Below are 14,325 nucleotides of genomic sequence, written 5' to 3'. Positions count from 1 at the left end.
CGTGATCACTCCTCCACCACCTGATGACGGGCGCGCCGCCGATGGGCCCTCGCCGAGGGGGGACTAACGTCGGAGGGACGCACCACATCCGACGGGGAGAACCGCGATGACCGCAGTACCCAGCGCCGCCCTCACCACCGCGGGCCTCATCGGTGGCTACTCGGTGGCCCGCGCCACCGGCAACCGTCCCCTGGGCGGAGCCGTCCTGGCCGTGTTCGGCGCGGCGGCCTTCGAGACCTGGCGTCGCCGTTCCGGCCTGGGCACCGCCGTGGCGCTCACCGGCGCGTACGTGGGGGCGTTCGGGCTGGCGCACCCGCTGGCCGAGAAGATCGGTTCCTGGCCGGCGGTCCTGGGGGTGACCGCCGCGACCGCGGCGCTCGCGGTCGCGGCGGGCGACCGCACCGAGGAGTGACGTCCACCGGCCGTCACCGCCCGTGGATGTAGCCCTCCAGCAGGGCGCGGTTGTCCTCCAGGTCACGGAGGCGGCTCTTGACGAGGTCGCCGATACTGACGATCCCGGCGAGACGGCCCTCCGAGGTGACCGGCACGTGCCGGAAACGGCGTCGGGTCATGTGTTCGCTGATCCCCTCCACCGTGTCCTCGGGGGTACAGGTGACCACGTCCGCGGTCATGATGTCCGAGACCGGGGCTTCGAGGAGTTCGGGTCCGCGCCGTTGAAGGTGGCGGACGATGTCGCGTTCGGAGACGATGCCGATGAGGGTTTCCTGCCGGGCGACGACGACGGCACCGATGTTGTGGCGGGCGAGTTCGGTGAGCAGTGACGCGACGGTCGCGTCGGGGGCGACGCTCACCACGTCCGCGCCCTTGGTTCGAAGGATGGCGGCTATCAGCATGGGGACCACCTTCCGCTGATGTGCGTGCCGAAGGATTACCCAGGCTCGCGTCCCCGCAACCCCGATGGGGGTCGGGTTCGGCGGAAGCGGGCGCCTCACCCGGGTGGGTCCGGCCCGGTCCACCGGCCACGGACACGGTCGGCCCCGGACCGGGATACACCCACCGGCCGCCCGGCCCGGACCCGGGCGCGGCCGACAAGGCACGTCACGCCGCAGCTCAGGATCCTTCGTCCCGGGCCACTGGACCAGGCCCCGGCCACGTGTGCGAGGCCCACCACCGGAACTCATCCACCGCCCCATGATCCAGAAGCGGGCCCTGAGGGAAGGCGGAACGGCGCGTCGTTCAGGACGCCCCTGCCGCGGCGGATGTGCGCACGGCCCGGGACGGGGCCGCCCGCACATCCGAGCACGGTCGGGGGGAGACGGAGCGGCCCGTCTCCCCCACCGCGTCAGCTGCAGCCGCTGGTGGAGCCGCATCCCTCACAGACGTAGCAGCTGCCCGAGGGCCGCATCTTCGTCCCGCAGGTGATGCACAGAGGCGCGTCCGCCACGAACCCCTCCGAGACCGGCGCCGACGGCGTCCCGGTCCGCCCCTCGGCGGGCGTGACGGGGGTCTCGGCCGAGGCGGCCGACTGGGCGTAGGACTCCACCTGGGCGGCGACCTGGGCCGGGTCCTCGCCGTGGACCTGTGCCTCGCGCTCGGAGGCGGACAGCACGCCCAGGGCGGCGCGCTCCTCGTAGGGCAGGTGGTCAAGGGCCAGGCGGCGGAAGATGTAGTCCACCACCGACTGCGCCATGCGGATGTCCGGGTCATCGGTCATACCGGCCGGGTCGAAGCGCATGTTGGTGAACTTGTCCACGTAGGTCTCCAGCGGCACCCCGTACTGCAGGGCGATGGAGATCGCGATGGAGAACGCGTCCATGACCCCGGCGAGGGTGGAACCCTGCTTGCCGAGCTTCATGAAGACCTCACCGAGGCCGTCGTCCGGGTACGAGCCGGCCGTGATGTAACCCTCGGCACCGCCGACCGAGAACGAGGTGGTCTCGCTCGGGCGCTTCTTGGGCAGTCGCCGACGCACGGGACGGGCCACCTCGACGACCTCCGGGGCCGCCTTCTCCTCGCTCTTGCCGGTGGACAGGGGCTGTCCGACCTTGCAGTTGTCGCGGTACACGGCCAGGGCCTTGAGCCCCTGGCGCCAGCCCTCGTAGTAGATGTGCTCGAAGTCGGCGACCGTGGCCTCCTCGGGCACGTTCACCGTCTTGGAGATCGCTCCGGACAGGAACGGCTGCACCGCCCCCATCATGCGCACGTGGCCCATGGGCTCGATGTAGCGGCGACCCATGGCGCAGTCGAACACCTCGTAGTGCTCGGTGCGCAGCGACGGGGCGTCCACGACGTGGCCGTTCTCGGCGACGAACTCGACGATCGCCTCGCTCTGCTCCTCCTGGTAGCCCAGGTTGTTCAGAGCCCGCGGGATGGCCTGGTTGACGATCCGCATGGAACCGCCGCCGACCAGCTTCTTGTACTTGACCAGCGAGAAGTCGGGCTCGATCCCGGTGGTGTCGCAGTCCATCATGAAGCCGATGGTGCCGGTGGGGGCCAGGAGCGAGGCCTGCGCGTTGCGCCAGCCGTGCCGCTCACCGAGCTTGAGGCACTCGGCCCACTGCGCGGTCGCCGCGACGTGCACGGGCTCCTCCAGGGAGCCGACGGTGCGCAGGTCGTCGTTGGCGGCGGCGTGCTTGCGCATGACCCGCTTGTGCGCCCGCTCGTTGCGCTTGTAGCCGTCGTAGGGACCGACCACCCCGGCCAGCTCGGCGCTGCGGCGGTAGGCGGTACCGGTCATCAACGAGGTGATCGCCGCCGCCACGGCGCGCCCGCCGTCGGAGTCGTAGGCGTGGCCGGTGGCCATGAGCAACGCGCCCAGGTTGGCGTAACCGATCCCCAGCTGCCGGTAGGCGCGGGTCGTCTCACCGATCTTGTCGGTGGGGAAGTCGGCGAAGCAGATGGAGATGTCCATCGCCGTGATGATCAGCTCGGTGAGCCGGGTGAAGTGCTCCACGTCGAAGGTGTCGTCCTCGCGCAGCAGCTTCAGCAGGTTGATCGAGGCGAGGTTGCACGAGGAGTCGTCGAGGGAGAGGTACTCGGAGCAGGGGTTGGACGCGCTGATGCGGCCGGTCTCGGGGTTGGTGTGCCAGTCCTGGATGGTGCCGTCGTACTGGATGCCCGGGTCGGCGCACTCCCAGGCGGCCTTGGCCATGCGGTGGAACAGGTCCTTGGCGTCCACGGTGGCCACGACCTCGCCCGAGGTGCGGGAGGTCAGGCCGAACTCGGCGTCGGCCTCCACGGCACGCATGAAGGCGTCGGAGACCCGCACGGAGTTGTTGGCGTTCTGGTACTGGACGCTGAACATGTCGTCGCCGCCCAGGTCCACGTCGAAGCCGGCGTCGCGCAGGGCCCGGATCTTGTGCTCCTCACGGGCCTTGGTGTCGACGAACTCCTCGATGTCGGGGTGGTCGACGTCCAGCACGACCATCTTCGCGGCACGACGGGTGGCGCCGCCGGACTTGATGGTCCCCGCCGAGGCGTCGGCGCCGCGCATGAACGAGACCGGACCCGAGGCGGTGCCGCCGGAGGACAGCAGCTCCTTGCTGGAGCGGATGCGGGACAGGTTCACACCCGCGCCGGATCCGCCCTTGAAGATGATCCCCTCCTCCTTGTACCAGTCGAGGATCGACTCCATCGTGTCGTCGACGGACAGGATGAAGCACGCGCTGACCTGCTGGGAGGAGGTGGTGCCGACGTTGAACCAGACCGGCGAGTTGAAGCTGAAGTACTGGTGGGCGAGGGCGTATTTGAGCTCGTGGTCGAAGATCTCGGCGTCCTCGTCCGAGGCGAAGTATCCGTTCGCACGGCCGGACTCGGTGTAGACGCCGACGACGCGGTCGATGAGCTGCTTGAGGCTCCACTCGCGCTCCGGGGTGCCGAGGGCCCCCCGGAAGTACTTGCTGGCCACGATCTGGGTGGCGTTCATCGTCCAGGAGGCCGGGAACTCCACGCCGCGCTGCTCGAAGTTGACGCTGCCGTCACGCCAGTTGGTCATGACGACGTCGCGACGTTCCCACCCGAGGGTGTCATAGGGGTGCGTGCCCGGGGTCGTGAAGACCCGTTCGATCTTCAGTCCCTTGGGCGCCTTCCTGCCCTTGCGCCCCGCTGAACCACTGGTGGTCTCCGTCATGACGTTCCCCTGAAATAGCTGGTGCGCGGGCCGGTCGCGTCCGCGCGGATTCTGACTGTCGCCGCGGCCCGGGCGCGTGCCGCGCGCGCCCGGACCGCTACGAGACGGTGTCGGCGGTGGGTCTGGTCGGGTCGGGGTCCTCGTCGGGACCGCCGTCGGGTTCACCGCGGTCCCGGCGCAGGCCCGCGATCTCGGCCTCGAAGTCGGCCAGGCTCTCGAAGCCCCGGTAGACGCTGGCGAAGTGGAGGTAGGCGACCTCGTCGAGTTCGCGCATCGGACCGAGGATGGCCAGCCCGATCTCGTGGGCGGGCACCTCCGCCACCCCCCGGCCTCGGATCTCCTCCTCGACCCTCTGACCGAGTTTGGCGAGCGCGTCCTCGGAGACGGGCCGCCCCTGGCAGGCACGTCGCACCCCGGCGATGATCTTGGTCCGGCTGAAGGGTTCGGTGACCCCGGAGCGCTTGGCGACCATGAGCAGGACGGTCTCCTGCGTGGTGAAGCGACGCTCACAGACAGGGCAGGATCGGCGGCGCCTGATCGCGGAACCGTCATCCGTGGACCTGCTGTCGATCACCCTGGTATCCGGATGACGACAGAACGGACAATGCATCCCGGTTCACCTGCTTCCCTCGACCCGAACCACTACTCTAGAGTCTACTAAACCACAACTTCTAGCGACAGGACTCACTGGCAACACCAGATGTTGTGGTTGAACCTAGACCTCGACGGCGCGGCCTGCAACCTTCGCGCAGGCGTGTCCGCCAGGTGGGGTCACAAGGCGCGGAGCGGGAAGGGGAGGAGGACTCCGCCCGGAGGGGCGTCGTCTCCCAGGATAGGGGGCACCAGGCTCGCGGACCCCCGCCCGCCGCGCCCTCGGCACGTGACGAATCCCTTGATGGACCGGCTTTCCCGCCCGCCGGGGACCCGCGCGAGACGTGACCCATACCCCTCCGGTCCGCGCCACGGCGCGGACCGTTCCGGCGTTCCGGCGCCGTCGACGGGAGAACACGGGTTCGCGCATGAGCCGGGGGCACCGGAAAGGCCCGCCGGGAAAGCGAAGTCGTCGCCGCGCACCGTCGAACGCTTGTTTGATATCACCGTCTGCAACGACTAATCTTGACCTTGATTTCATGTCGGTTCCGCGACCCGACCGCCGACCGGTCGACGTGGCCGGCACCGGCCACCCGAACAGGCCCTGACCGAACCGAACGCCGAGGAGGCCCGGCCGTGCCGGAGGACAACCCCGGGGTCGTCGACCCAGGAAACACCACCGTTCTTTCCCCCGTGGGTGACACGGGCGGTGCCGCGCCCGAAGCCGCCAAGCTGACCGCACGTCAGCAGAGCGTTCTCAACTGCATCCAGCGGTACGTGCGCGAGCGCGGGTTCCCGCCCTCCATCCGGGAGATCGGCGACGCCGTCGGCCTGTCCAGCCCCTCCAGCGTCGCGCACCAGCTCAAGGTGCTCCAGCGCAAGGGCTACCTGCACCGGGACCAGAACCGGCCGCGCGCCGTGGAACTGCGCGCCCCCGGCCGCGACCACGGCCGGAGCCTCACCCCCGAGGAGCTCGACGCCGACGCCACACGGGCCACGTCGGTGCCGCTGATCGGGCGGATCGCCGCCGGTGGTCCGATCCTGGCGGAGGAGGCGGTCGAGGACGTACTGGCGCTCCCCCGTCAGCTGGTGGGCGAGGGCCGCCTGTTCATGCTCACCGTGGTCGGCGACTCCATGACCGACGCCGCCATCACCGACGGCGACCTCGTGGTGGTGCGTCAGCAGCCCACTGCCGAGAACGGCGACATCGTCGCGGCCATGCTCGACGACGAGGCCACCGTCAAGGTGCTGCGTCGCGAGAACGACGGGCACGTGCGGCTCATGCCCCGCAACGACGCCTACGATCCCATCAACGGTGACGACGCCACCATCCTCGGCAAGGTCGTCGCCGTGATGCGCCGCGTCTGACCACGGCCCGCGGGCACGCGGGCACGGTCGGGGTGGTGCGGGCGGGTTCGGCCGATACGCTGAGGAGCGTGTCCACACCTGCCCGCACCCCCGCGCTCACCGGCCTCCCGCTCCACCGCGGCCACCTGCTCTCGGTGGTCGCCGCCGTCACCCTGCTCGCCACGGCCTGCGGTCCCACCGACCAGGGACCCGAGCGGCCCGGAGTGAGCGGCACCGAACGCGAGCTCAGTTTCGAGGGCGGCGGGTTCACCGTCGGCGCCACCTTCACCACTCCCCCCGACGGTGCACCGGAGGGTGTACCGGGTGCGCTCATCATCTCGGGCAGCGGACCCACCGACCGGGACGGCAACAGCCCCCCGCGACCAGAGGCCGACACCAACCTCAACCTGTCCCGGGTACTCGGCGCCGCAGGCGTGGCGACGCTGCGGTACGACAAACTCGGCAGCGGCGACCCCGAGTCCTGGGACGACAGGGTGGAGGACGCCCTGGAGGAGACGGTCGATCCCCACGTCTTCGACGCCCAGATGGCCGCCGCCTACGCCGCGCTGATCGAACAGCCCGAGGTGGACCCGGAACGGACGATCGTCGTGGGACACAGCGAGGGCGCCCTGTTCGCCCTGCGCGCGCACGAGGTCCTGGACGGCGCCGACCCCGCGTTGGTGTTGGCCGCCCCGCCCGGAACGCGCATGCTCGACGTCATCGACCGCCAACTCTCCGAACAGGTGCGCACGGCCGAGGCGCAGGACGCCTTCGAAGAGGCCGACGCCGTACGGATGCTCTCCGACACCCGGGCGGCGCGGGCCTGGATCAGGGCCGGACGGGAACTGACCGAGGACGACGCCACCGGGCCGTTCACCCCGCAGGACCAGGACTACCTCGCCTGGATCGACGCCTTCGACCCACCCGAGCTGGCCGGCGACCTGGACCCCGACACCCCGGTCCTGGTGCTCTGGGGTGACGAGGACGCGCAGATCGAACGCGAGGAGGTCGATCGCCTGATGGGCGGCCTGGAGCAGGCCGAGCGCGTGGACCTGGCCGGGGTCGACCACGTCCTGCGCGAGTACGACGACTCTCCCGGGGCCGCCGCTCTGGACGCCGACCGCGCCTTCTCCCCCGAGGTGGCCCCCGCCGTGACGGAGTTCGTCGACGGCTTGTGGTGAGGCCGGGCCTGTCCCGATGAGCCGGTTCAGTCGGTCTCGTCGGCCTCGATGGAGTCGGGAAGGTCCGTCAGGACCGCGCGGATGAGCCGCTCGGCGTCGGCGGCGGCCGCCTCCCCGTCGATGGACTCCAGCGCGTCGTAGTCGGTGGCGGCGGTGTAGCAGGATTCCAGGTAGAGGTTGGAGACCCGGGCACCGACGCATCCGACCTCGAAGGCGCCCGCCTCGACCCAGGACAGCGCCTCCTCCCCGAGGTCGTCGACCGGCTGCGGGTCGTGGCCTGCGGCGGTCGACTCCAGGTTGTCCGCGGCGATCTCCTCCCCGCCCTCGACCGGCGCGGCGACGACGACGAGCGTGGCGGCCGCGGGCACCGCCGCCCCGCCGCCCTCCGGGGTGGCCCAACGGCACTGACGTCCGGCGCCGAACGTGTCGTCGACGGAGCCGATGTCCTCCTCGATCTCGGCCTCGTGACCGGGCACGAGTTCGTCGAGGACGTCGGTCTCACCGACGGGGCAGTCGGGCGCCGCCTCGTAGTCGCCGCGTTCGGCCCCGCTGTGGAACAGGTAGCGGACCGACCAGCCGAGGACGACGAGCGCCAGCACGACCACGGTCACCAGGAGCACGACGGCGAAGACACGGCTCTGCGGCGGGGGCGCCCCGGGGTCGGTCTCGCGCGCCTCGTTCACAGGTCCGCACCGATCCGGGAGGCGATCTCCACGGCGGTGTCGCGGGCGTCGGTGAAGGTGACCGGGTCGCCCTCGGACTCTGCGGTGTAGGAGACCCGCACCAGCAGGTTGGCGGTGTGGAAGGCGAGTTCGGCGGTGCCGGGGAGTTGGCCGCGCCAGACCTCGGCGCCCACGGAACCGGGCAGGTCGACGGGTTCTCCCCGGACCGGCACCACGGCCTCGTGGGCCGCCGTGGCGGCCTGGTCACCGGTGACGACGGGATCGACGGTGGCGTCGGTGAACCGGGCGGACAGGTCCACCCGCAGCACCGCGCGGTCGCCTTCGGTCTCCCCCAGGGTGGTCCACACGCACGCGGTGTGCTCACCCCCGGCCACGGGGCCTCGGTCGTCGGTCTCCAGGACCGCGCCGGGCAGGATCTCGGCGAGCGTGTCCTCGGGGACCGACGCGCACGTGGGCGCGGCGGAGTGGTCGTCCTGACCGCCCGGTGGTTCGGGGTCGCCCCCGGCCCACCAGAGACCGCCGCCGACGGCCGCGGCGGAGACCATCACCGCGCCGGCCGCGATGATCGACGCACACACCCAGGGCCGGTGCACGGCCCGCCCGTCCCTCGAAGCGCCCACCCGGCCCTCGCCTCCCGTATGTGTGTGGACCTCACGGTAGGGGGCGGTGGTCGCGGTCGCGACCACCGCCCCCGTCCGGTGTGTCAGCCGACGACGATGTTGACGAGCTTGGGTGCGCGGACGACCACCTTGCGGACCGTCTTGTCACCGATGAAGCCCTGGGCCTTCTCCGAGGCCAGGGCCAGCCGCTCGAGCTCGGCCGGGTCGATGTCGGGGGACACCGCGAGCTTGTCGCGGACCTTGCTCTGCACCTGGACGACGCAGGTGACCGTCTCCTGGACGAGCAGCGCGGGGTCGGCCGTACGCCAGTTGCCGACGGCGACGCTGCCGGTGTGACCCAGCTTCTCCCAGCCCTCCTCGGCCACGTAGGGCGCGAACAGGGACAGGGCGATGGCGATGAACTCGGCGGCCTCGCGTACGGCCGGGTCCGCCGCGCCGGGGCCGGAGTCGATGGCCTTGCGGGCGGCCGAGACCAGTTCCATGCACCGCGCGATGGCCACGTTGAACCGCTTGTCCTCGATCAGGGCGGTGACCTGGTCGATGGCGTGGTGGGTGGCGCGGCGCACCTCGGTGTCACCGGCGGAGAAGTCCGCACCCGGGACGCTCGCCGCTCCGGCCTCGTGCATGACGCGGTAGGCGCGGTTGAGGAACTTCATCGCGGCGGTGGGCGAGACGTCGGCCCAGTCGACGTCCTCCTCGGGCGGGGAGGCGAACAGCATGGTGAGACGGACCGCGTCCACACCGTAGGCGTCGATCTCCTTGCCCAGGTCGACGCCGTTGCCCAGCGACTTGGACATCGCCCGGCCCTGGTTGATGACCTGGCCCTGGTTGGTCAGGCGGGCGAACGGCTCGGTGAAGTCCACCATGCCCATGTCGTGCAGGACCTTGGTGAAGAACCGCGCGTACATCAGGTGCAGGGTGGCGTGTTCCTTACCGCCGATGTAGTGGTCGACGGGCCCCCACTTGTTGACCGCCTCGCTGTCGAAGGGGGCGGTGTCGAGGCGCGGGGAGCAGTAGCGCAGGTAGTACCAGGACGAGTCCACGAAGGTGTCCATGGTGTCGGTGTCACGCTGGGCGGGACCGGCGCAGGTGGGGCAGTCCACGTTCACCCAGTCGGTGACGGCGGCCAGCGGGGAGATGCCCTTGGGGGCCAGCTCGGCGCCCTTGAGTTCGGGCAGGGTCACCGGCAGCTGCTCGTCGGGGACGGGGACCTCGCCGCACGAGGGGCAGTGGATGATCGGGATCGGGGTGCCCCAGTAGCGCTGGCGGGACAGCAGCCAGTCGCGTAGGCGGAAGTTGACGGTGGCCTCGCCGGTGTCGCGCTCGCCCAGCACCTCGATGATGCGCGCGATGGCCTCGGTCTTGGACAGACCGTCCAGCGGGCCGGAGTCGCGCAGGGTGCCCTCCCCCGCGGTGGCCACGCCGGTCTCGGCCGGGTCGGGCTCGCCGGTCTCGACGACGACCCGCACCGGCAGGTCGAAGGCCAGGGCGAAGTCCAGGTCGCGCTGGTCGTGGGCCGGCACCGCCATGATGGCGCCGTGACCGTAACCGGCCAAGACGTAGTCGGCCGCCCAGACGGGCATGCGCTCGCCGTTGACGGGGTTGATGGCGTGACGCCCCAGGAACACACCGGTCTTGGGACGCTCGGTGGTCTGGCGTTCGATGTCCGACAGCTTGGCGACGTCGGAGCGGTAGGCCTCGAAGGCCTCGCGCTGCTCGGGCGCGCACAGCTCCTCGGCCAGGTCGGCGTCGGCGGCCACCACGAAGAAGGTGGCGCCGTACAGGGTGTCGGGCCGGGTGGTGTAGACGGTGACCGGCGCGTCGCGGTCCTCGATCCGGAAGTGCACGTCGGCACCGGTGGAGCGACCGATCCAGTTGCGCTGCATGGCCAGGATCTCGTCCGGCCAGCGGCCGTGGTCCAGCTGGTCCATGTCGTCCAGCAGGCGCTGGGCGTACTCGGTGATCTTGAAGTACCACTGGTTGAGGGCGCGGCGCTCGACGTCGGAGCCGCAGCGCTCGCACTTGCCCTGGACGACCTGCTCGTTGGCGAGCACGGTCTGGTCCTGCGGGCACCAGTTGACCAGGCCGTCCTTGCGGTAGGCCAGCCCCCGGTCGAAGAACCGGGTGAACAGCCACTGGTTCCACTTGAAGTACTCGGGGTCGCTGGTGTGGATGCGACGGGACCAGTCCACGGCCACGCCGTAGTGCGCCATCGAGGACGCCTGCGTCTCGATGTTGGCGTAGGTCCACTTCTCCGGGTGGGAGTTGTTCTTGATCGCCGCGTTCTCGGCGGGCAGCCCGAAGGAGTCCCAGCCGACCGGGTGCAGGACGTTGTCGCCGCGCTGGAGGCGGTACCGACCGATGACGTCACCGATGGCGTAGGCCTCGGCGTGACCCATGTGCAGGTCGCCGGAGGGGTAGGCGAACATGTCCACGATGAAGGAGCGGGGCCGGTCGTCGGCGGCGTCCTCGCTCGCCTTGAACGGGAGTTCCGCGGCCCAGCGCGCCTGCCACTTGTCCTGGAGGGCGCGGGCGTCGTAGGTGTCGCCCGTCGTCTGGTCGCCGTCTACCGCTGTCATCGCTCAGTGTTCCCTTGGCCGTGTCCTGGTGTGTCGCCTTCAGGTTAGCGCTTGACGCACCCGATCGAGGACCCGTTTCCGGGTCGCCCGACGCCCTCCCGGTCGCGGAGCGCGCACCGGGGATCGGTGGTTTCACGGACCCCGACCCCCTCCACACCGACCGTCCGGTTTGTTACTCTGCCGTCAAAGTGGCGCAGGACTCGCGATCCAGGTCACATCTGCGTTCGTGGCACCTGTCCTCAACGACCGGCCGCGGGAGGCCCCATGTTCAACCTGTCCACGCTCCTGGAGGACGGTGCGCGATCCACGCCCGAGAAGGAGTGTCTGGTCTTCGGCGACACCCGTCTCGACTACGCGATCACCGACATGATCGCCAACCAGGTCGCGAACCTGCTCGTGGCCCGGGGGATCCGGCCGGGCGACAGGGTGGCCCTGGCCAGCCCCAACCTGCCCTACTTCCCGTTCGTGTACTTCGGCGCCCTCAAGGCGGGCGCCGTGGTGGTCCCGCTCAACGTCCTGCTGACCCCGCGCGAGATCGTCTATCACCTGGAGGACTCCGGGGCCAAGGCCCTGTTCGCCTTCACCGGCTCGCCCGAACTCCCGCTGGGCGAGCGGTGTCACGAGGCCTTCGCGCAGGTGTCGACGTGCGAGGTGTTCGTGGACATGCCGCCCTCGGCGGGTGCCACGGAGTCCACCATCGAGGGCGCCGAGACCCTCTGGGCCGCCCTGAACGGCATGCCGGGCACGTTCGAGACGGTGCAGGCCCAGGGCGACGACACCGCCGTCATCATCTACACCAGCGGCACGACCGGGCGGCCCAAGGGCGCCGAGTTGACCCACACCAACCTGCTGCTCAACGCCGTGGCGTCCTCCAGCCTGGTCAACCCCCACCCGGACGGTCGTGACGTCTCCCTGGTGGTGCTGCCGCTGTTCCACATCTTCGGCCAGACGGTCATGCTCAACGCCCCGCTCTACCGCCACGGCACGATGGTGCTGCTGCCCCGGTTCGACGGAGACCAGGCCCTGACGCTCATGGAGAAGGAGAACGTCACCGGCTTCGCGGGGGTGCCCACCATGTACTGGGGCCTGCTCAACGCGGCCCGGTCCGCCGAGCCCGGCCGGTACGACCTGGCGCGGATCGCGGACAACGTCGTCGACGCCGTCTCCGGCGGTTCGGCCCTGCCCGCCCAGCTGTCGGAGGACTTCACCAAACTCTTCGGTGTGGCCATCAAGGAGGGGTACGGCCTCTCCGAGACCTCTCCGGTCGCCTCCTTCAACAACCCCGCCACCGGTGCCAAGCCCGGCTCCATCGGCCGCCCGGTCTGGGGTGTGGAGATGAAACTGATCGACCCCGAGTGGAACGAGGTCGTGGCGGCGGACGGGGAGGACCCGGTCGGTGAGATCGCGGTCCGCGGCCACCTGGTCATGAAGGGGTACCACGAGCGTCCCGAGGTCAACGCCGAGGTGATCCGGGACGGCTGGTTCCGCACCGGCGACATCGCGCGGCGCGACGGCGACGGTTTCTACTTCATCATCGACCGCTCCAAGGACATGATCATCCGCGGGGGCTACAACGTGTACCCGCGTGAGGTCGAGGAGATCCTGATGACCCACGAGGCGGTGAGTCTGGCCGCCGTGGTGGGGGTCCCCCACGACACCCAGGGTGAGGAGGTCAAGGCGTTCGTGATCCTCAAGGACGGTGTGGAGACCACGCACGAGGAGCTCACCGCCTTCGCCCGGGAACGGCTGGCCGCCTACAAGTACCCGCGCCTGATCGAGTTCCGCGTCGAACTGCCGATGACCTCCACCGGCAAGATCCTCAAGCGCGAACTGCGCGACGGCTGACCCGACGCGTCGAGGGGGCGGCACCCGTTCGGATGCCGCCCCCTGCGTGCGGACGTGTGCGCGCCGGACCGGATCAGCCCTTGACCGCCCCCTGCACGAGCCCCGCCACCAGCCAACGCTGGACGAGGATGAAGAACACCATCACCGGAATGGTGATGATCGTGGACGCCGCCATGACGTGTCCCCAGTCGTTGGCGTACTGCCCGAAGAACTGACGCAGCCCGACCGCGACCGTGAAGTTCTCGCTCTGGGTCATGAAGGTCATGGCCAACACGAACTCGTTCCAGGCCACGATGAAGGAGAAGATGGCCGTGGCCACCAGACCCGGCGCCACCAGGGGGAACAGCACCTTCCAGAACATCTGCGGCCAGGAGGCGCCATCGATGTAGGCGGCCTCCTCCACCTCCTTGGGCACCGCCGCCACGAAGCCGCGCATCATCCAGATCGCCAGGGGCAGGGAGAGCGCCACGTAGGCGACGGCCAAACCCAGCACGGTGTTGAGCATCTGCAGGTCGCGCACCTGGAGGAAGAGCGGGATGACCAGCGCCTCCAACGGCACCATCTGCACGATGAGCACCATGACCAGCACCGCCGTGCGGAACCGGAAGCGGAACCGGCCCACCGCCACCGCCGCCAACATGGCGAGCACGCAGGCGATGGCCACCGTGACGGCGGCGACCGTCAGCGAGTTGCGCAGGTACAGGAGGAAGTTGGCCTCCACCAGGACGTACCTGAAGTTCTCGAAGGTGAAGGAGGTCGGCAGCAGCGCCCCCGTACCGGAGGTGGCCTGTTCGGAGAAGGCGCTGACCAACATGAAGTAGACGGGGAACAGCGTGAAGAGCAGAAGCAGGGAGACCCCCGCCGCCTTGGCCAGCACGCGCCCGACCCGCAGTGTTCCGCCGTGTCGGCGGGCGGCCCGCACCCGTGCCTCCCAGTCGGCCTCGTCCCGTTCGACGATGGCCTCGGAGTCAGACGTGACCAACGACCCTCCTCTGTCGACGGAGGCCTCGATCGCGGCGCTCACACTCGTCCGCACTCGCGTGCGATGCCCTAGAATCCCTGTCGTTACCGAGATCGCGGACGGTGAGGTGAGGCGTGTGGGCGACTCCGCCGGTCTCTCCCCCACCGAGTTGATCTCCGCGTGGATCCCGCACGACGCCCGGTTCCGTGCGAGCGCCGTCCGGCACGCGCACGACGACGCCACCGGTCGCCGCTTGCACGTGTACGTCGACGGCCTGGTGAACCGGGGCGAGGACGACGGTCGTCCCCTGGACCGGGACGAGCTGCGGACCATGACCGCGCTCCGCGAGGACCTGGAGCGACGCCCCCTGGCGTCGGTGGACTGGCGGACCGTACGGGACCGGCTGATCGACGGTCTGGGCTGACCGG

General features: G+C 70.1%; 12 protein-coding genes. 5 read left to right on the top strand and 7 right to left on the bottom strand.

What is annotated here, in order from left to right:
- The first annotated feature begins 106 nt into the window (after window positions 1-106).
- Window positions 107-412, top strand: a complete 306-nt coding sequence (locus DSY14_RS01045) for a hypothetical protein (protein ID WP_211714476.1) — start codon at window positions 107-109, stop codon at window positions 410-412.
- 13 nt (window positions 413-425) lie between these two features.
- On the opposite strand, the gene DSY14_RS01040 is transcribed toward DSY14_RS01045, so the two are convergent.
- The 3 genes from DSY14_RS01040 to nrdR all read right to left on the bottom strand — a co-directional run bounded on the left by DSY14_RS01040 (window position 426) and on the right by nrdR (window position 4,700).
- A complete protein-coding gene (locus DSY14_RS01040; protein WP_211714475.1) occupies window positions 426-854 on the bottom strand; it encodes a CBS domain-containing protein in 429 nt (142 codons plus the stop codon).
- A 449-nt stretch (window positions 855-1,303) separates the two neighbouring features.
- Window positions 1,304-4,090 carry a vitamin B12-dependent ribonucleotide reductase gene (locus DSY14_RS01035; RefSeq protein WP_211714474.1) on the bottom strand — a complete coding sequence of 929 codons (2,787 nt, stop codon included), beginning with the start codon at window positions 4,088-4,090 and terminating at the stop codon, window positions 1,304-1,306.
- Window positions 4,091-4,187: 97 nt separating this feature from the next.
- Window positions 4,188-4,700, bottom strand: a complete 513-nt coding sequence (nrdR, locus tag DSY14_RS01030; RefSeq protein WP_211714473.1) for a transcriptional regulator NrdR — start codon at window positions 4,698-4,700, stop codon at window positions 4,188-4,190.
- Between the two features lie 617 nt (window positions 4,701-5,317).
- On the opposite strand from nrdR, the gene lexA reads away from it, so the two are divergent.
- Window positions 5,318-6,049, top strand: a complete 732-nt coding sequence (gene lexA / locus DSY14_RS01025; RefSeq protein WP_211714472.1) for a transcriptional repressor LexA — start codon at window positions 5,318-5,320, stop codon at window positions 6,047-6,049.
- Window positions 6,050-6,117: 68 nt separating this feature from the next.
- Window positions 6,118-7,209, top strand: a complete 1,092-nt coding sequence (locus DSY14_RS01020) for an alpha/beta hydrolase (RefSeq protein ID WP_307851094.1) — start codon at window positions 6,118-6,120, stop codon at window positions 7,207-7,209.
- Window positions 7,210-7,235: 26 nt separating this feature from the next.
- Here DSY14_RS01020 and DSY14_RS01015 read toward each other — a convergent pair whose 3' ends face one another.
- From DSY14_RS01015 to leuS, 3 genes are all read right to left on the bottom strand, one after another.
- A complete protein-coding gene (locus tag DSY14_RS01015) occupies window positions 7,236-7,892 on the bottom strand; it encodes a hypothetical protein (protein ID WP_211714471.1) in 657 nt (218 codons plus the stop codon).
- The gene (locus DSY14_RS01010; RefSeq protein ID WP_374223964.1) at window positions 7,889-8,470 is read right to left on the bottom strand and encodes a hypothetical protein; all 582 of its coding nucleotides are present in this window, start codon (window positions 8,468-8,470) and stop codon (window positions 7,889-7,891) included. The genes DSY14_RS01015 and DSY14_RS01010 overlap by 4 nt, the downstream gene beginning before the upstream one ends.
- 125 nt (window positions 8,471-8,595) lie before the next feature.
- On the bottom strand, window positions 8,596-11,091 hold the full coding sequence (leuS, locus tag DSY14_RS01005; RefSeq protein ID WP_211714470.1) for a leucine--tRNA ligase: 2,496 nt from the start codon (window positions 11,089-11,091) through the stop codon (window positions 8,596-8,598).
- 264 nt (window positions 11,092-11,355) lie between these two features.
- Here leuS and DSY14_RS01000 point away from each other — a divergent pair, with 264 nt between their 5' ends.
- Window positions 11,356-12,936, top strand: a complete 1,581-nt coding sequence (locus DSY14_RS01000; RefSeq protein WP_211714469.1) for a long-chain fatty acid--CoA ligase — start codon at window positions 11,356-11,358, stop codon at window positions 12,934-12,936.
- Window positions 12,937-13,009: 73 nt separating this feature from the next.
- Here the strand turns inward: DSY14_RS01000 and DSY14_RS00995 are convergent, their stop codons facing one another.
- Complete coding sequence (locus DSY14_RS00995; protein WP_374223966.1) at window positions 13,010-13,894, bottom strand: carbohydrate ABC transporter permease; 885 nt, start codon at window positions 13,892-13,894, stop codon at window positions 13,010-13,012.
- 139 nt (window positions 13,895-14,033) lie between these two features.
- On the opposite strand from DSY14_RS00995, the gene DSY14_RS00990 reads away from it, so the two are divergent.
- On the top strand, window positions 14,034-14,321 hold the full coding sequence (locus tag DSY14_RS00990) for a hypothetical protein (RefSeq protein WP_211714468.1): 288 nt from the start codon (window positions 14,034-14,036) through the stop codon (window positions 14,319-14,321).
- Window positions 14,322-14,325: the final 4 nt, after the last annotated feature.

It is taken from the genome of Nocardiopsis sp. MG754419 (assembly GCF_018207095.1).
GTDB lineage: Bacteria > Actinomycetota > Actinomycetes > Streptosporangiales > Streptosporangiaceae > Nocardiopsis.
The sequence above is the reverse complement of the archived record's forward strand: the minus strand, read 5'-3'. Positions and strand labels throughout refer to the sequence as shown.